Below are 19,170 nucleotides of genomic sequence, written 5' to 3' on the forward strand. Positions count from 1 at the left end.
TCTTGCCGCATACCCTTCAAAATATATACCAATTATTTATAATGCGTCCGGATTTGATAACTATTTAAAGAAGTTATCTATTATATATTAATGATTAATAACTAATTACATATATTAATATAATTATGTATGATAATTAATTCATATGATTAAAAAATGTAAAATGTAGCTTGAGGGGAAAGGAATGTTGCAATGGTACAATTCTGCAATACTGCAATCTTGTACGGGTTTTACTCAATATATTGAATGTTGCATGTTTGAGACCATGTTAGTTGACCAATAATTTTCAGGGATCCGAATCCCTCAACAGGTAAGCCTGTGTTGCAATTCCTATTTATTAATCTGTGCTTTGATATAGGCTGTCAAGACATCTACTCCCCGGTCAAAACTTTTGTTGTTGTTTATAATGAGATCCAACTCATCAATATAGGGTTCTATATATTTATCATAAGCCGGTGCCACATGATGCTCATACCGGTAGAGCACATCTTCCAAAGGATAATTTCGTTCGGTTTTATCCCGATTGATTCGTCTGATAATTTTCAAATTATCTTTTGCATGAATCAAAACAGAGAGATCCAATAAGGATCTGGTATCCTCATGATGCAATATAAACAGCCCTTCAATGATATAAATACGAGCAGGTTTTATGTGAATGGTCTTTGATTCCTGGCTGTCGTTGTTAAAGGTATACTCTTTGTGGATCACCGGCTCGCCTGCTTGCAATTTGTACAAATCCTGAATAAATAACTCATGGTCAATGGCTTCAGGGATATCAAAATTGATGACACCTTGTGGATCCATGGTTTGGAATTGGCTGGGTTTGTAGTAATTATCTTCAGAAATCAATCCCAGTTCTTCCTCTGAAAACCGTTTTCTCAGATTTTCAATGAATGCCGTTTTACCGGCCCCACTTCCCCCGCAAATTCCTATAAACATATACTTATCAATTCAGAAGCATAAATTTGAGTATTTATTTCTATTTTTCATTTTTTTATTCAAGGTATGAACGGAATTGAAATACTTCGAGGGGTGATTGGTTTGGCTTCCTTGATTTTAATAAGTTATTTATTTAGCAACAACAAGAAAAATATTAATTGGAAATTAGTAGCTGTTGGCTGCTTTTTGCAAATCATGTTTGCATTGGGTGTGATGAAAGTAAATTTTATTCACATCATCTTCCAATGGATCTCTTCGCGATTTGTAACCCTCATTGGAATCTTTCATAAAGGCATAGAATTTTTATTTGGGAATTTAGCAGACCCCGGACAAGCCTGGGCTTTTGTTTTTGCAATCCAAGTGCTTCCCACCATCATCATTTTTTCTGCTCTGTCTGCTTTGCTTTATTATTTAGGCATCCTTCAAAAAATATGTTGGTTATTTGCCTGGTTGCTTTCAAAATCGATGAAACTTTCGGGTGCTGAAAGTTTATCCACCGCTGCTAATATTTTCCTGGGTCAAACAGAAGCACCGATTATGATAAGACCTTATTTAGCAGCCATGAATAAATCCGAAATCTTATTGATTATGGTTGGTGGCATGGCAAATACTGCAGGTTCGGTTTTAGGTGCTTATGTACAAATGCTTGGCGGAACAGACCCGGCTGCACAATCCTATTATGCACTTCATTTATTGACTCAATCTATTATCTCTGCCCCAGCTGCCATCGTAGTTTCAAAAATTATGTTTCCAAATCCGGATGAATCCAACTTGCAACGCGATATTAAAGTTCCAAAATCAAGTTTGGGTAGAAATGCATTGGATGCAATATCCATGGGAACAACAGATGGTCTAAAATTAGCCGTCAATGTGGGTGCGATGCTGATTGTATTTACTGCCCTGATTTATTTGACGGATGCCTTGTTATTGAAAATAGGATCTTTAACTCATTTGAATGCGATCATCATTGATTGGACCAACAACCGATACGACGGATTGAGTCTGCGGCTCTTGTTTGGTTACTTGTTTGCACCTTTAGCCTGGTTAATTGGTACGCCTTTACAAGATATCTTATCGGTTGGTCAATTATTAGGTGAGAAGATGATGGTCAATGAATTTTATGCGTATGGCACTTTATCAAAAATGTTGAATGAAAATATTTTAGAGCCTTTCTCAAAATCAACCTTGATTGTAACGTATGCGCTTTCCGGATTTGCAAATTTTGCCAGTATCGGAATTCAAATTGGTGGTATCAGTACACTTGCTGAAAATCAACGGGAGAATTTAAGTTTGTTGGGAATTAAAGCACTGATTGGAGGAACCATTGCTTGTCTGATGACCGCCTGCGTGGCTGGTATGATCTATCAGGCTTAAAGTTCGAACATCCCATCTGGTAATTGCATGTGAATGGTTTTCTTAGTATCATCCACTTCTGTTATCCATTCATCCCGTAACAAAATGTAATGTTCTTTATTCTGATACAAGATAACCGCCATCAATTGTTGGGGAAATTCTTCAATTGCCTGTATGATACCCGATTGTCCTGAAGTCTCATCCATTAAAATGTAGCCGACCCAACTGGGTTCTATTTCTTCTTCTGATTGCGTCGTGTCTGGAACGTCTTTCATTCTGGATTGATCCACATAGATGGTTTGATTACTCAATAGGGCAGCGTCTTCCGGATTGGTAACATCGCGTAGGTTTACCAACCAACTTTCGTCAGCAGAAATTTTGTCTATAAAATATGGAATTGGATTCCCTTCAACATTAAAAAAAATGACCTTATTTTTTTTTACAAATGCCTGGTATGCTTTATCAATAGAGATCCAAAGGGCTCCTTTGAGTCCATATACTTTATACGATTTTCCTGCTTCAATTAATTGAATCATAAAATCCTGGATGAAACAAGCGTTTGCTTTAATATCAAACCTTTTTCCGCGCGATCTCTGAAGGATTGGGTCAGATTGGTATTCTGGGTATCCAAAATCCACAGTTCGCGAAATACCAAACCAATGCCTCGCGCATAGCGTGCTTCAGAATACCGCTTGCTGATAATGTCTTCGTCATCAACTTCCACCACCTTGCATACTTTATCGTAAACAGTTGTTCCAATATGCTCTTGTTTATCTACATACTTGTACCGGTAATACCAATCATCAAAAGCAACCAGCAATTCACCGCGAATCACTATGCTTGTTTTGGGTTGTATCATGCTATTGCCATCCCATGCCTTGTTGGTTAACACCGGAAACACCAGACGGACAAATGACAATCCATTTTCCTTTTTAATTACATGCAAGGAATTGCTTTCAATAAACGAAGAATTTATCAATTCCCAGCCCAATGAAGTGTCCCTGGCATAAAATACATTCAGCCTGTAAATTAATTGATTGACTGCATCTCTAAACGTGTCAACGACGACTTCACGAATAAACGAACGGGAAGAATCAATTTGAACTGTAGCCTGCAAGGAATAAATAATTGAATCTGTTTGATAGATCCATTCATTGCCAATGCTTATTGGAAAATAATTATATCCAAGCTGTTCATCATCTAATGGATCGGTTTCATTTTTTGAACAAGCACACCAAGTCAATATACACATTCCAAAAACAAGCGCATGTAAGATGTTGCTTCTGTTTTTTCTTGATGAAATTGGAATGTTGAAATTTATCATGGATGCATTAATTAATTATTGATCGATATAAAATTCCTCCACAAACCACATCGTCTCCTTCATAAACTACAGCAGATTGGCCGGGAGCAATTCCCTTTACCGGACCGATAAAATCAATTTCCAAATGATCTCCTGTAGACTTAACGATTGATTGATGACCTGCATCTTTATATCTTATTTTCGTAACGTATTCCGTGTTGGCATTTGTTTCAGGATATTTTAACCAATTGACTTTATTTACAAAACACTTTTGACGAATTAAATCGTCTTCTTCAGTCAACATCACTGCATTGGTTTCCGGAAAAATTTCTGCCACAAACATGGGTTTGCCAAACGCTTTTCCAAGACCCTTGCGTTGGCCGATGGTAAAAAAAGGATAGCCCTCATGTTGGCCAATGACATTTCCATTTTTGTCAATAAAATTTCCATTTTTTACTTTTTCCTCCAATCCTTCAACGCGTCGTTTTAGAAAACCCCGGTAATCATTATCCGGAACAAAACAAATTTCATAGCTCTCAGCTTGTTTCGACAGATCGCTGTAACCCCGATCGTACGCAATTTTACGAACTTCCGGTTTTAATAATTCAGACAAGGGAAACATGCTTCTACGCAGGGATTCCTGACTTAAACCCCAAAGTACATAAGACTGGTCTTTATTGAGATCATGGGCTTTGGAAACAAAATAACGGCCATCCTTTTGATGAATTCGCGCATAATGACCCGTTGCAATGAATTCACAATCCAAGGTATTTGCCCTTTTTAACAGCGCATTCCATTTGATGTGTGTATTGCACAGGATGCAAGGATTTGGCGTCCTGCCGGCAAGGTATTCATCCACAAAATCTTCAATAACCGCATCTCCAAATTCATCCCTGATGTCCAGTATGAAATGGTGAAAACCCATATCAACAGCCACTCTCCGGGCATCTTGTAAGGAGTCCAAATTGCAACAGCCCGTTTCCTTTTTGGAGGATCCCGAACTGGCATAATCCCAGGTTTTCATGGTTACCCCAATCACTTCGTATCCGGCTTCATGCAGTAATAGCGCCGTAACGGTACTGTCAATACCCCCACTCATGGCCACCAATATTTTGCCGTTTTTACTCATAAAAGACTAAGATACAAAGATATAATACATTATAATAATCAGTAATATTAATTTAATTTCATGGGATATCAGATTTCTTAGGATCAATTTCCCGATTTGAATGCAACATGAATTGCAATTTCTTATCTTTATTAAGATTTTTTCAGTGAAATTGTTTTCGTGAAGGGGAATGGATGTATTGAAAATGAATCAGCAAATAGGTGATAGTTGGTGGATGATAGTTGATAGCAGGAACAGTGCCATCTCTTTGCTTCCTTGCTTCTTTGCTTCTTTGCTTCTTTGCTTCCTTGCTTCGTTGCTTCTTTGCTTCCTTGCTTCTTTGCTTCTTTGCTTCTTTGCTTCATTGCTTTTTGTCTCCTCTGCGTCTTTGCGTGAAAATTATTAGCTAATGGGACTTAGGTGATTGACATTTGTGAATTATTATAATTTTTTAAACATAATCATAAACAATAACCAATTAAAACCATAAAATAAGCAACATGAAAAAATGTACCCTTTCATTTCTTTTTTTAATTGCTTTAACTTTTAGTTTAAAAGCACAGTTAAACCAAAATTATGAATCTGCCTCAACGCTTGGTAAAAAAGGCATGAATCTAAGTTCCTATTATTCCAGTCTTCAATTGGTATGTGATCATTCACCGGAATACCAGGATAACGAATACATAAGGAATTTTGGACTTCGTCTCGGATATGGAATTACAAATCGATTTGATTTACAGCTGAGTTATTCTTATTTAAGTTTGGTTGACCTAAATCATCATTTCTGTATAAGTCCGAAATATTCAATTTATAAAAATAAAATTGCTGCCAGCATTCCCTTGAGTTTTTATTTTGGCAATGAAGGCAAACTCTTTACCCTAAGTCCTAAAATTATATTAACCCAACCAATCAGTCAATATCTTGATATTTCACTGATTCCGAAAATGGAAATTGCAGTCGGTGGTTCTTTTGAACGTTTCTATTCTGTTTCAATCGGATTTGGGGTAAGTAAGAATCTTCAAAAATGGGCAATCCGTCCTGAACTTGGATTGCACCATAAACTCAGCAGCAGTTCTGCTGTTTGGAGTTATGGACTAGGATTTCAATATAAATTTAAATAGAATTCAATTTCTATTTTATAAGTCTTTAATTACAAATACATTTTAACTATCGCGCTGCTTTGATGTAACCCCAGCCTTCGTGTTGGCGGGATATGATTTCATAAATCCCATCCGGTACCGTTTGGACGCCAGGTAAAAGTTGCGATTTATCCAATGCATTGTTTTTCAGTGCAACTTCACATACTTTAAACGTGACATTTTTTTTCGCAGCAAACTTAATAACATCATTAGAAACCACCGAGTTGCCGGTGGTAATCATATCCATTGATTTTGCATAAAAGACGACTTCAATGTTTGCATCCGGAGACATATTTGTAATTTCTTTAATCCAACGTATGACCATTTGGTGGACAATTGTATCTTTTGAAGTTACATCAAATACTACGTTATAAGGAGCGGATTGCGCTTTTAAAATATTGCCACACAACAAGAGCAAACAACTAAATAGCACTGCGTTTTTCATTTCAATGAGCTTATTTTATCCTGCAAAAATATATTTACACTTATGTTCCTGAGCACGACCCAAAGCCCAAACACCAGAAGGAACCAATTGAATTCCGGGAAGTAATCCCTCGATCCAATCTTTTCTAACATCTGCGGCCACTTTGCCCATCTGTTCGGCAACTACTGCGCTGTAAACCGTGATTGCAGCTTCACAAACACAAAATAAAACACCTTGGGATTGCAACTGATTGATTCCAATTTCAACCTCACCAATTCCAGGAATTTTAAAGTCTCCCTTCATAGGCATCCAAAAAGGATTTCGCGTTGCAGGAGTTTTGGTTTTGGGATCTTCTGCCTTAAACGTCTCACCAAATTTATAAGTGGACCATAAGCGATCTTCAAAAGCATAGGCAATAGCATCATGACGCAGCACGACCACTACACCGCAATCACTCGGAGGACTTCCGGTTGCTCCGTTAGTTAATAAAAAAACTTTAGGCCATGCAAAGGGAAACAAGCCATTTGGATGCGGAGCATCGTAAACGACACGGTGGGTACCTTTTATTTTATTAAACCATAAATCTGCTGGATGCGTTGCCGGTGGGCGCGCTTTTGCAGTAGTTGGTTTCTGTTGTTGTCCAACGAGATTGAGCGGAGAAGCAATGGCAGTTAATCCAAGTGCAGTTGCAACACTTGCAATGGCACCGAGAAAACCTCTGCGCTCGGTGGTTTGATTTAATTTGTCGTCAGTCATTTTTATTTTATTTATTGCGTAAAATAATTTGGATTTAAATTTTAATGAACAAACATTTCATGTATATTTTAAACAACAAGTGAAACACTTATCGAGAATTATCTAAAGTCTTAATACCATTAAATAAAACTTCTTTATTACAATTCCCAAAAAGCCTGGTTGAAAATGCAATTCTATTAATGTCATTAAATACTATCGCAAGCAAAGATGAGGATAAGTATATCCCATGTCAATCCCATAAGTATGGGAGATTGGGTAGGAAGGGAATAGTTGGAGAAAAGTAATCCTTATAAGTATGCAGAATCACCTGGCTTAAATTCAATTCCAATAAAATTTCACTAAAAGACAATTATTGTAACGTAACTATTCCCATGGACTCATCTCAATTATCCACAATATTAAATATACCCAACTACTAAGAAAAGAAAGACTAAAGTGTCATTCTATTTTTAGAAGTGGAATATTAATATCATTATAACCATCAAATTCCATATTTGTAAATTAAACAAACTAATTATATTTTCTATTACTATGAGCCATACAATACTTACTACCTGGGTCTGGTGAATTATTACATTGACGCCCAGTCGATTTTGCTATTGCTATGCATCTAATTCTATTTGGTTCATGCCAATCACAATAATTACTTCCTGGGTTTGCATTATTTCCGCATTGAGCATTTCTTCTATTTATACCAATACATCTTTTCCTTTCTTGAGAAAACTGAGTTCCTTTTTTTAGACTTTTAGTATAATTCTCATATATAATTGGATTATATGACTCAGAAAATGTGAGAAAGGCAAATAACAACAAAAGGTATTTCATAATTTAATTTTAAAATAGGACTGACAAACTTATTTCATGAGTTGTTCCAAATGCGGCTGGACTTGAAGGAAATGGCAATTCGAATACGTAGTTAAGGTCAATTATTTTTCTTTCTAATTTAAATATTTTAGCCAGAGGAAAACCAATATCCATTTGCAAGCCGTGTACACCAAATTCTTGAGCTATTCCAAATCTTAGTCCGGGGCGTATATTTAACTTTCCATGCCAATTATATTTTAAATAGAGTTGAACATCATCAGATATTGAACTGTATTTTCTATAAACCACTCCTCCTTCGATAGAACTCACATCTCTAAAACCTGGCGACAAAAATTTTATTAATGATCCATTAAACACCAAAACCTGTAATGGAGTAAAAGCTTTAAATTTTCCAATCTCTATATTTAAAGCATTATGATAAGAAGCCCCAAATACCAAACCTATGTCAGAAGAAGGAATTACACCTGAATAACATACTGCAGGACTAAAACTTATAAATGATGTTGAAGGATTATTTTCTAACAATGGGTCTACAGGATGGGTCACAGAAGCTTTTGAAGTATTTAGTTGATTTAAATTGTATTGAATAGAAGCTCCTCCAGAAATTTGATTTGAAGAATTTATATTTAAATTATAAACATAATTTCCTGCAACAAATAGACTTTTTAATGGACCAAATGATTCATGATAGATATTACAACCTACTCTGGTATTTTCGTCCAAATTGATATCATAACTTATTCCATTCCATTTTAGGCCTTGATCTAATCCTGTCCATTGGGTTCTATTCAAGATCACGAGCTCATGTACCGGACTGAAATTATTTTGTATTTTTTCAGTATGGGGGGCGGAAATATTAATTAAAGTTCTATTATTTAAATTATAAGATATAGGAATTAGTTGTGCAGAAACAGAAAATACAGATAGCAATAGAATCTCAACTGTCAATGCAAAACAAGCATTCAATTCATTTTTGAGATTCATTGGGATTGATTTGATATTCGCTAATATGGCGTATTACCCGATTGTTTTCAAAACCCTTTCTGACCGCTTTAACTTCCCAGTCAAAGGAATAGTTTCCCTTCCCATTTTGCAATTCCCCAATGGTAACCCCCTGTGCATTTTTCTCAATTATTGCTAATCCTTTGGATTCAAGAGATCCCGGTGTAAGTTGAATGGTCAGTGTACCAGGATTAATTATCAAACCAAAATGTTCAGAGAACTTAATGTCAGCTCTACCATTGACTAGTTTGGAAGTGCCACGTTCATATGCCGCAGCTTCTGGACCTTCAATGCATGTATAGACAATTAAACTATCGAAATATTTTGGATGATCAACAACGAATGACTTAGTAGTACCAAAAAGTTCATAAGTTGAACCTGTATATCTAAAACCAATTCTTAAAATATTGGTTCCCTTGTCAAGTATCCCAATGTTTGCTAAACTCCCAAAATTAGGACTTGCTCCAATTTTATATCCAAAAAATAATATTTTGTCTGTAGGTTTTTCATTCCCTTTATGCACAATCAATTCTCCATCAGTGGGACTATTATATCCAATTTTAATAGGGCCTTGATTCGAATTATAAATAGCATTACCTATTGTAGACCATAAGTTAGTTCCATTGTTATTTGGTAAATTTATACTGTTACCATTTGAAATTGACAAAGCACTTCCAACTATACTTAATGTTTGTTGATCCGAATCAGCACTTGGTGTCCATGTATTAGTACTAGAATTAAATTTCAAAACTTGACCAGAACTTGGAGCTATAGCCGAAACAAGTCTATTTTGGATCTTTTCTACTTTATTAGAATTCTGTAATCCTGTAACATCGCCTGCTAATGTTCCACCTCCAGAAGAATTATCAATGTCTGGTTTCCACTGCGTTCCGTCAAACTTTAAAACTTGTCCTGTGGATGGTGCTGTTGCTGATACAGGTCTATTCTGAATCTTTTCTACTTTATTAGAACTAGTAGATCCCGTTACATCGCCTGCTAATGTTCCTCCTCCGGAAGAATTATCAATGTCTGGCTTCCACTGCGTTCCGTCAAACTTTAAAACTTGTCCTGTGGATGGTGCTGTTGCTGATACAGGTCTATTCTGAATCTTTTCTACTTTATTAGAACTAGTAGATCCCGTTACATCGCCTGCTAATGTTCCTCCTCCGGAAGAATTATCAATGTCTGGCTTCCATTTGGATCCATCCCATTTTAGTACTTGTCCTATTTGTGCATTGTTCTTATCTAATTGTTTTGCCACCATAGAATAAGGCACGCTTAACAATTGAGCCATGCTAAGATCTTTAAAATTTGATACGTTACCTTCGTCTAATTCAATTTTTAAAAAATATGCTTGAGTTTGAAATGAAAGCGTATCAAACCTACCATACTTTGTATTCCCATTTCCAATTATAAAAGATGCCACACCATTTGAAGTGAAAACTTTTGAATGTTCTTCCCTATAAGAAAAATTTGATGGACTATTCGGATTTACTAAAATGCTAATCCTGAAACTCACCTCTTTATCAACAATTGGATCACCATTATCATCGCGTATAGATACTTGGTAGTTAAATTTGTTTGGAATGGCTTGACTAAAAATAATTTTGCTAGTCAGCAGAAGTAAAATAACTTGAAGTAGAATGCTGTTTTTCATGGTTATTGTTGTTTGATAGTAATGGTGCCTTTATATAATAATTTTTTTTGTTTGCTTACAATCAAATATATGTAAACTCCATCAGGCAAATGATCTCCACTTAAATCGACACCATTCCATTTGTTGTCAAAATTCTCTTCAAAGTATACTTTTGTACCCCATCTATCGTATACAGTAAAAATAGCAGGTTCAATCAACTGTGGGTTTAAAGTAAAATATTCATTATAACTATCTCCATTAGGCGTAATAATTGAATTATAGTCTTCCGATATTGATTTTGAAGGTGGATTTATTGAGTTACTATACGTTTGTTGAAATCCTTCTCGTCTTGTAGCTGATTGATTTATTGTAATCTCGCCTACAGAATAAGAAACTTGCCAATCATTTGATGCAAACTTTACATTACTCCCAGCGCATCCAATTAACTGCAAATCGGCATGAAATGGAGATTGCGCTAATGCATAAAAGAAAAACAGTATCATGTATGTTGCTAAAATTAAATTTTTCATTTGTAGGCATTTTTTAATTCAGTTATCAACAATTCTTGTGAATTTAAATCAATGTCATATAATTTTTTCATTGTAATTAACTTATCTGATTTAATATAAATATCATTACTGATTGACGTAAGCAATACATACTTACCATTTGATAAAGTTATACCAATTAAATCTGTTTCAATTAAAATGTTATTACTTTTTCTATTTGAAATTACTTTGATCGCAATTTTAAAAGTTTCATCACCCTTGAAGTCATCAAGATAAAATTCGCTTAAATCATATTTATAGCCTGATTTCAATTCCAATTCATATTCATGACTTGGTGCATTTACTATTTGCTCGATATCAAATGAAAATGGTATTTGAAGTTTAGGATAGCTACCAATTTCAATCAATGTAGGCTTATTTACTATATCAGGACACCCATAATTTTTTACAGAACCACTATCAATAGGACAAAGATCTTCGAGATCACAAATCCCATCACCATCTGTATCCGGACAACCACTGCATTCCATAGGTCCTGACTTATCAATGCACTGGTCTTCTTTGTCGCAAATTCCGTCCAGGTCAGTATCCGGGCACCCAAAACAATTTACTGAACCAGGTAGCAAAACACATGAGTCTCTTTGATTTGGAATTCCATCACCATCAGTATCAAGCACTACAGGGGTTGGAGGCAATGGAATGTATTTCACTGAACCAATAATTAATCTAGTATTTGGATTACCTTTTTCAAAAAGCACAAAAAATGATATCGTATCGGACCGATGCAATTTTTTTTCCTTTTCATTGATATAGTGAATATTTACAACACGGCTGATTCTGCAAACCTTGTTTAAACCACTGGTATCATTATAAACGGTATCTTCTTTGAAATCTCCAAAAGTACATTGCACTGAATATACTCCATTAAATTTATTCAATCTATCATTAAAATACGCCTGGTAAATATCCATATACTTCTGTGCGCTGACATAATTATTGGTAATGTATGATTTTGCGACATTGTCATAAAGCAATGTCATATCTCTATCTTTTATCATTTCATCCAGAACAATTGCAATGGCTTCATTCTCCAGGTTGATCACTGAAAAAGCATTATTATGTATGTTGTTAAGTTGGGCATGAAAATTTTTAACAAAATTATCTGCCTTTTGAATATAGTAGGCATTTGACTGTCCATTTACCGAAAGTACTTTAGCAAACAAGCATAAAACAATTAGACTCATGCACAATTTTTTCATGGCTTATTCTTATCTGTATCATCCAATAAACGATATACAGTCATATCACCAAATTTCAAATTAAAATATTTCCTTCCTGCACCTAGACCGGTTTCGATTTGCTGATCCTGGATTTTAACTTCAATGTCTTTCTCAGTTATGTCTTTGTATGCCGCAATTTTGTCTGCGCCCTGGCCTTCAAATAATTGATACACTCTAAGCTTACCATAATAACTGCCATCCTCTTTTTGCTTTATATCTTCAACCACCTGAATGTATTTCCATTCAATTTGAACATCATCATATGGTAAATGGTCTAGTCTATTCAGATACTCCCGGATACTAAAAACTGACTTCTTCTTCGATAATTTTGAAATAACCTCAATCTTATTCGAATCACTTTCAAATAAGTCAATAGCAAGATCTTTTGCATTTTGACGGATTTTTCGGTCATTTCGCTTGTCTCCGATAATTTTAAGCAGGTCACCCAATTCTCGAGCCTTTTCCAGCGCTCGTTGCTCAATTTCTGCCAGTGTAGGGGCCTGACAATAGCTTATTGGATTATAAAATAAACCAAATATCAAAGGAAGAAAATATTTAAAATGCTTCATAAAGATTGGTTGGCTAAAAATATACAATTTATTCCATTGTTCAAACTATTGGTAACACTTCTAAGTATTACCTCCGGTCTGACTGAATATGAGGTATCAAATCTAATAATAGCTTCTCTATTAATTGAATTGGTTCGATAATTTTTAATTTTCCTGTTTTCTAAGACAATTAAATGGTATAAACCATCCGGCAAACCTGAAATGGTGGCATAAAAGCGATTGTTTGAAAATTGCAATTTGCTACAATTAAAATTGGAAAGATCTCCATTAAAATCAGATCTTAATGTTTGAGTTTCATTGGTTCGAATATATATGAATTTTTTACAGATTTCAGAGGTGGTTTTATTAAACAAAACCACCTCAAATATTCCAGGTTTTTCAAGTTGGAATTGAATTTTTTGGCCAGAATACGGCTTTCCATTTATGGTCCATTGAGCGATTTCATATTCAAGTTCTGTCTTTAGGGTAATTGGGATCCCAACCAATGCCTTATAACACAAATTCGAATCAGTTTTATTTAATATTCCTAATAATATTTTAGGCTGCGCGTTATCCCCATTTATAGTAAAGTTAAGCCTGGAACGGGATTCAGTAGTTTTGCCCTGAGTGCAAGCCCCATAGATCATCAAGCTAATTAAAAGGATTAATATACCTGATTTCAAATTACAATATTTACTTTCTGACATCATTATTTGAAGATCCTTTTATCTTCTGAAGAAATCTTTTTGATATTAATGATTATTGCATCCTTGCAATTTTCACCTGGCTCTCTCAATAGGTTGAATTCAATGGTTAATTCTACACTGTTAGTTGATTGAAGAAGTTCATTTATTTTTGCTTCATTGCATGCAGTTCTATTTTTGAATTTATTGGAATCGTCTTTACTATTATAATAATATACATTATTGCTTGTAGCGTTATGACTTTTTACTCTTTCTACCTTTGTAGTTGCAGAGCCGCAGCTTTCAAGTCTTCCATCTTTACATTGCTCTACATATATTGTATGGTATTGTTTTTCCTGTATCACTTTAATATCCTTATTATTAGGAGGTATAGCATTTAAATTAATTGGTAGTTTTGTTGGTAATACGATACTACTTTCTAATTTACTTGATGGAGTGTCATTGTTTATTTTTGAAGAATTAACGTTAACTACATAAGATAAATTATTTTTGATATTCAAATCATTTTTATTATTTCCATTAGTTTTAGGCTTTTGCACTAAAATTTCGTTTGTCTGGGAGTCTTTTTTTGCATCCAACTTATTTGTACCAATAATAGGAGTTGGTGCATTGTCAAAAGACAAGGAACTTGTATGTAAAGATTTATTGGCGACACAAATAATAAAAAATAATAAACCAAGAATAACTAAAAAAATTGTAACGGATATCAACCATTTTTTCTGGGTAGTTTTTCTTTTTTTATAAGTTTTATCAAAATTGATTGTTGTTGATTCTATTACTCCAGGTTGGCTATTCTCCGGACCAAAAATTGAAGCCAACAATACAGTAATATTATCTTTGCCTCCTGCTTGGTTAGCTTCATCAAGCAAAGCATTTCCTGCATCTAAATCATCTTCATATTCTGCAATTAATTCTTCAATTTTAGTATCTGGAAGCATCCCATTGAGCCCGTCAGAACAGAGAAGGATACGGTCATTGTTTTGAATTTTAATTGGCCCAACAAGATCGGGTTCATCATTTAAGTATTCGTTACTTAGACATCGTAAAATAATGTTGCTTTCAGGTGATACCCTTGCTTGTTCAGCTGAGAAAGCCCCATTTGTTTTAATTACTTCTTGCCATACCAATGAATGATCATCTGTCAAAATCTTAAGTCGGTCCGAACAGTTTTTGTATTGATCGACTTGTAAATTTAATCTTCCATTTTTATTAAATAGGTAAGCCCTGCTATCCCCAATCCAAGCTATATACATGCCTTGCGGTATCAACCAAGCAACTGTAAGTGTGGTCCCCATTTTATACAATGCAGGATTTATTTCAATGGCTGCAGAAATCGCCTGAAGGGCTTTATTAAATGCAAGTTTCAAATGATCCCTAATTGCATCATCAGTGGCATTTTCGCTTAAAATCAATTCTAAAAAATAATTTTTTACTGCTTCTACTGCAAGTCTGGATGCAATTTCTCCTGCATCGGCACCTCCCATCCCATCAGCTACAACCATTAAGGCTCCTGATTTGGAAAGAGGATTCCGTTCTTCCTGGCTATGCCCCCAAATACCTTGCTCTAAATCACAACAGATCCTATAGTCATCTTCATTGTGTTCCCGAATTTTTCCAACATCCGTGAAGCCAGACAGTCGGATCATCCAAGCAGTTTTAGTTTCAATTGAAGTCAAATTCATTTCTTAGAACTGCTTTTCTTGTTCTTCTTATTTGAAATTTCAGTAATTCTCGGTTTTTCCGCTTTAACTTGCTGATTCTTTTTATCAGGTACATCCTTGTGATCCTCTTTTGCTGGCAATTTATCATCTGAGCGGATTGAAAGCAGTTCTTTAATTTTAAGATTCTTTGTCGAACTAACTACAATTCCAGCTAATTTAAGTTTTATAGATCCCCTTTCCGGTATGCATTCAAGATAAAAACCGCCCAGTAAATTTTTATGGTCGCCAATTTGAATCGCAGCTCTTCCGTCTTTCCAATCAGCTTGGATAAATTGAACTTTTTTTTGCATGGAGTCAATTGGTTGATCCCAGCTACCAAAATAAAGGACTAACATACCATTAGAATTTAAATTTTCTGAAGATGTTAGTGCTTGATATGACCTACCAAAAAAATTGATAATTCCAATGTTATGATCATTTACCTTACCTTCAAAATTATTTGCTGACCATTCATCACCGGCTCCATTGATTATAGCAGTTGTATTAACCTGATGCAACTTGGCATCATACTCAGTTTTAAAATCCTCATAATCGGCATCAATAGTCCATGGTCTAACCAACATTGGATCCATCCATAGTTCTTTGCCTTGAGAAATTGCTAGACCATAAGCATGACCAAAATATGCCAAATCTTCTTTGCCATAAGTTTTTCCATCCTTGGTTAAGCGATATTGTGTTTCAACAACAAATACATATGGATCCAAGGCTTTAGAAAGTTGATCTTGGGCAGGACCACTTATTGATGAAGTGTTTTCTATACGCCAGCCACTGCCAGATTGGTTTTTACTTTTAGCTTTTCTTAAAATGTCTTCAATGCGCATAGTGTCTTGCCCAAAAAGCATATTGGCAAGCAGAAACGTTAATACAAAAAAGTATATTCTCATTTTAAATGTTTTTACCATATTTCTGAAATCGGAACTAAAAATTGGACTTCGGATAATCTACTACTAATAATACCTACTACATCATATGTTCCATCAGCCATTTTAATCATTATAGGACCCCCAGAACTTCCTGGTGCTAATGCCGATGCGGCTACTGATATCATTCCGTTGGTAGTTCTTGATTGTACTACTTTCCCCTCTATTAAGAGTGGTTCAATTCTATAGTTTGATTGCAACCAATCACCATAAGAATATCCCAAACCAATAATTTCAGTACCTTTTGGAAGTCCTTTTGCTAATTCATTATTAACTTTTAATTTTCCTTTCTTATTTGCAAATTTGAATACAGCCCAATCTGTGCTCCCTTCTATACATCTACTTATACCAAATCCCTTATCACCACCTCCACAATCCAATACATCTTTTGAAACATCCATTTTAACATCTGCGTTTGTAAACGTAAAATTATCTCCATTCGGGGCAACTGCTTTATAAGTGATTTTCACCGTGCCGTTCATAATTTCAGCATTATTTAGAAATGTTTTGACCTGTTGATCCATATCATCAGACTCCATGCCTCCGCACTTTACGTTAAATTTCCATGGTTGAATTACGTGTCTTGCAGTAATAAAAGAACCATCCTCTGTTAAGAATCCTGTTCCAGACCATCTATAATTAAGATCCTTATCCAATTCAAAGGGCTTTGAAGCATTATTAATTACAGGATGATAAACTTGCACACTGGTAATGTAAATAAAATAAATACTATTTTCAAGCTCTTTTAAAGAAGATGGCATGGATTGATTTAGACTTGGCCCTATGATAGGTTTAGTAATAATTTCTCTACCACTAGCAGTACGCCTATCAATTTTATCAAATAATTCCTTTGTCATTTGAATATCTTTTTTTTGCTCTTCAATAGTTTTTATCTGTGTCTTAATTATAGTATCTTGACTTGCAACTATTTGATTGATATTCGTTATAGATTCATTTGATTTGAAAATGTTCCAAATTAAAAAAGTGGATAATCCTAATATTAAGAAACTCAAAATTGCAATGGCTTGTTTGTAGGGCCTTAAAGCTTGCTTACCGAATTCTCTAAATCGCTGCGTGAAATTCATATTTGCGGTACTCTTAGTTGCTGGGGTATTTATAAACCGAATCCTTGGACCCTCAAAAGACAATCGGATCTCATCACCACTTTGAAGTTCTTTGCTTCCTTGCACTGTTTGACCATTTACCAAAGTTGGGTTTGTTGCATCGGCATTCGGTTCCAAAAAATAGCGACCAGCGTTTAAACTAATTGTTGCATGACGCCTGGATACAGTAGAATACACCTCAGAATATCTGATGGTGCAATCTCTACCACGGCCAATCGTGATGTATGGATTCCAAATAGTTTGTTCGCTATTTCTGGATTCTTCAGAAGTTGGATCTAAAAAGACCAGAGTATAATTCTCAACATTTTTTCCAGAGAGCATCTGAATTCCCTGACGAATTGTATTTCCAAAACTTTGTTTTTGTGTCGGCCTTGACATATTAATTAATTTAAGTTGGTTAGTTGCATTTTAAGTCCTTCGCAGTCCACGATGAAGATACTTTCATCCGAATTTTTAAAAGCCAATCGGCATGAAAACTTCTGCTCGTTCCGCTCGAAAGTATTATTAGTAAGTTTAGCATTTAATGCTCCATGTGATCCAACCAGCCAGCAGGTCGGACAAGTTTGATTATTTTCTTGCTGTTGAATCAAAAACACATTTTCTGTTAATGGAATAATTTCACTAATGGATCCAGAGGCTAGTATTTTAAAGTTTTGGTCCAAAAGTTGCTTGGTGCCAGTAGGATCTACACTTATTAAAAATCCATTGCCTACCGAGTAATTTTGATGATTACTAGCCAGTATTTGGTCCAATCTATCTTTTTTTTCTTGCAAACCATTGGAACTAAAAAACCAGAACTTAGTATCCTCAAATTCCGCTCTTGCCTTTTTCAATTCACCATTACTTATTAAATTATTCACAAGCTTTACTTTATAATTATGAAACAAATAATCAGAACCAACAATCAAAACAATTAAAGAACAAATAACAATTAATCCAGCCGATATCTTCCTCGCATTAATAACATGTTCCGAATTTCGCTTAATTGGTAACCAAAAATTATTTTCGAGAAAGTAGTTTCCCCATTTTGTCAATTCTTCCGGGGAAGGACGTTCTTTTGGATCGAATTGCAAACAGACATTAATTATTTGTTTTAAAATACCGACAACTTCGATGGGGCATTCATCAAAAACATTCTTTTTGCTATTCTTGCTATTTTCACCATAAACCTTTCCTTGATTTTCAAAAGGAACATTACCAGTTATCATTTCAAAGAGGGTGACTCCCAACGAAAAAATATCAGTTTTTGAATTTACCTGACCTTTAAAAATCTCAGGAGGGGCATAGGCTTTAGAAATTCCTTGATTTTTCGAATTCATATCTACAGTTTCTCTTGATAAATTAGAAACACTGTGATTTTCACTAATTCCAAAATCTGCTAAAAGAAATTTAACCCTGGCACCTTGAGACATAATCATTATGTTATCAGGCTTTATATCCTTGTGTACGATTCCATTTTGTTTCAAATAGACCAGTGCATCTGATATGTCATGAATTAGACTAGCTATTTCCAATTCACTAAATAAAGGATCAAAAATTCCATTGACCTTACTTTTAACTTTTAATTTTCTAGAATTTATTTCATCCATTAGGCTGCACTTGCAAAGTGGCATTACTACATAAGAAAAGCCATCCTCTTTTTGCTGATAGCCTATAGGAATTAATAAATTTGGATGTACTAAATCTTTAGATCTAAAATATTCTTCTTGAATTATCAATTCCGCAGTTCTCCTGGAAAATGGATCCGAATTTGATATTTTCATTGCAAATTGACGACCTAGTGTATCTTCCACTTCCCAAACCGTACTAAAACCGCCATTGCCAATTAGACGTTTCAAGGTAAATGTATCAATTCTATTTCCAGGCTCCATCATGACCA

Annotated in this window: 19 protein-coding genes; 2 read left to right on the forward strand and 17 right to left on the reverse strand. The window is 34.9% G+C overall.

The features are described 5' to 3' along the window. Window positions 1-330: 330 nt before the first annotated feature. On the reverse strand, window positions 331-939 hold the full coding sequence (locus IPK91_05895; protein MBK8296802.1) for a uridine kinase: 609 nt from the start codon (window positions 937-939) through the stop codon (window positions 331-333). Between the two features lie 66 nt (window positions 940-1,005). Between IPK91_05895 and IPK91_05900 the strand changes: the two genes are divergently transcribed. After that, window positions 1,006-2,313 carry a hypothetical protein gene (locus IPK91_05900; protein ID MBK8296803.1) on the forward strand — a complete coding sequence of 436 codons (1,308 nt, stop codon included), beginning with the start codon at window positions 1,006-1,008 and terminating at the stop codon, window positions 2,311-2,313. Here the strand turns inward: IPK91_05900 and IPK91_05905 are convergent. The 3 genes from IPK91_05905 to mnmA are packed head-to-tail and all read right to left on the reverse strand — an operon-like array spanning window position 2,310 to window position 4,724. Beyond that, window positions 2,310-2,828 carry a hypothetical protein gene (locus IPK91_05905; protein MBK8296804.1) on the reverse strand — a complete coding sequence of 173 codons (519 nt, stop codon included), beginning with the start codon at window positions 2,826-2,828 and terminating at the stop codon, window positions 2,310-2,312. The genes IPK91_05900 and IPK91_05905 overlap by 4 nt on opposite strands. Beyond that, window positions 2,825-3,616 carry a hypothetical protein gene (locus IPK91_05910; protein MBK8296805.1) on the reverse strand — a complete coding sequence of 264 codons (792 nt, stop codon included), beginning with the start codon at window positions 3,614-3,616 and terminating at the stop codon, window positions 2,825-2,827. Before IPK91_05910 ends, IPK91_05905 begins: the two co-directional genes overlap by 4 nt. Before the next feature lie 7 nt (window positions 3,617-3,623). Then, window positions 3,624-4,724: a tRNA 2-thiouridine(34) synthase MnmA gene (gene mnmA, locus IPK91_05915; GenBank protein MBK8296806.1), complete on the reverse strand. Its 1,101-nt coding sequence runs from the start codon at window positions 4,722-4,724 to the stop codon at window positions 3,624-3,626. A gap of 479 nt (window positions 4,725-5,203) precedes the next feature. On the opposite strand from mnmA, the gene IPK91_05920 reads away from it, so the two are divergent. Next, window positions 5,204-5,824: a hypothetical protein gene (locus IPK91_05920; GenBank protein MBK8296807.1), complete on the forward strand. Its 621-nt coding sequence runs from the start codon at window positions 5,204-5,206 to the stop codon at window positions 5,822-5,824. Window positions 5,825-5,870: 46 nt separating this feature from the next. On the opposite strand, the gene IPK91_05925 is transcribed toward IPK91_05920, so the two are convergent. The 13 genes from IPK91_05925 to IPK91_05985 all read right to left on the reverse strand — a co-directional run bounded on the left by IPK91_05925 (window position 5,871) and on the right by IPK91_05985 (window position 19,129). Continuing rightward, on the reverse strand, window positions 5,871-6,287 hold the full coding sequence (locus tag IPK91_05925) for a DsrE family protein (protein ID MBK8296808.1): 417 nt from the start codon (window positions 6,285-6,287) through the stop codon (window positions 5,871-5,873). Between the two features lie 15 nt (window positions 6,288-6,302). Further along, complete coding sequence (locus tag IPK91_05930) at window positions 6,303-7,022, reverse strand: hypothetical protein (GenBank protein ID MBK8296809.1); 720 nt, start codon at window positions 7,020-7,022, stop codon at window positions 6,303-6,305. 510 nt (window positions 7,023-7,532) lie between these two features. After that, complete coding sequence (locus IPK91_05935) at window positions 7,533-7,847, reverse strand: hypothetical protein (protein MBK8296810.1); 315 nt, start codon at window positions 7,845-7,847, stop codon at window positions 7,533-7,535. A 9-nt stretch (window positions 7,848-7,856) separates the two neighbouring features. Next, entirely contained in the window at window positions 7,857-8,831 is a 975-nt protein-coding gene (locus IPK91_05940; GenBank protein ID MBK8296811.1) for a type IX secretion system membrane protein PorP/SprF, read from the reverse strand. Beyond that, window positions 8,815-10,506 (reverse strand): hypothetical protein, encoded by a 1,692-nt coding sequence (locus tag IPK91_05945; GenBank protein ID MBK8296812.1) that lies wholly within the window; start codon window positions 10,504-10,506, stop codon window positions 8,815-8,817. The genes IPK91_05940 and IPK91_05945 overlap by 17 nt, the downstream gene beginning before the upstream one ends. A gap of 2 nt (window positions 10,507-10,508) precedes the next feature. After that, a complete protein-coding gene (locus tag IPK91_05950) occupies window positions 10,509-11,015 on the reverse strand; it encodes a gliding motility-associated C-terminal domain-containing protein (protein ID MBK8296813.1) in 507 nt (168 codons plus the stop codon). Continuing rightward, entirely contained in the window at window positions 11,012-12,238 is a 1,227-nt protein-coding gene (locus tag IPK91_05955; GenBank protein ID MBK8296814.1) for a hypothetical protein, read from the reverse strand. The genes IPK91_05950 and IPK91_05955 overlap by 4 nt, the downstream gene beginning before the upstream one ends. Before the next feature lie 11 nt (window positions 12,239-12,249). After that, complete coding sequence (locus IPK91_05960; GenBank protein ID MBK8296815.1) at window positions 12,250-12,843, reverse strand: hypothetical protein; 594 nt, start codon at window positions 12,841-12,843, stop codon at window positions 12,250-12,252. Continuing rightward, complete coding sequence (locus IPK91_05965; GenBank protein ID MBK8296816.1) at window positions 12,840-13,505, reverse strand: hypothetical protein; 666 nt, start codon at window positions 13,503-13,505, stop codon at window positions 12,840-12,842. The genes IPK91_05960 and IPK91_05965 overlap by 4 nt, the downstream gene beginning before the upstream one ends. 26 nt (window positions 13,506-13,531) lie before the next feature. Then, window positions 13,532-15,208, reverse strand: a complete 1,677-nt coding sequence (locus IPK91_05970) for a serine/threonine-protein phosphatase (protein ID MBK8296817.1) — start codon at window positions 15,206-15,208, stop codon at window positions 13,532-13,534. Further along, window positions 15,205-16,149 carry a hypothetical protein gene (locus IPK91_05975; GenBank protein MBK8296818.1) on the reverse strand — a complete coding sequence of 315 codons (945 nt, stop codon included), beginning with the start codon at window positions 16,147-16,149 and terminating at the stop codon, window positions 15,205-15,207. Before IPK91_05975 ends, IPK91_05970 begins: the two co-directional genes overlap by 4 nt. Next, window positions 16,143-17,669, reverse strand: a complete 1,527-nt coding sequence (locus IPK91_05980) for an FHA domain-containing protein (protein ID MBK8296819.1) — start codon at window positions 17,667-17,669, stop codon at window positions 16,143-16,145. The genes IPK91_05975 and IPK91_05980 overlap by 7 nt, the downstream gene beginning before the upstream one ends. Window positions 17,670-17,674: 5 nt before the next feature. Further along, the gene (locus IPK91_05985) at window positions 17,675-19,129 is read right to left on the reverse strand and encodes a serine/threonine protein kinase (GenBank protein MBK8296820.1); all 1,455 of its coding nucleotides are present in this window, start codon (window positions 19,127-19,129) and stop codon (window positions 17,675-17,677) included. Window positions 19,130-19,170 lie beyond the last annotated feature (41 nt).

The organism is Saprospiraceae bacterium, assembly GCA_016712145.1.
Taxonomy (GTDB): Bacteria; Bacteroidota; Bacteroidia; order Chitinophagales; family Saprospiraceae; genus Vicinibacter.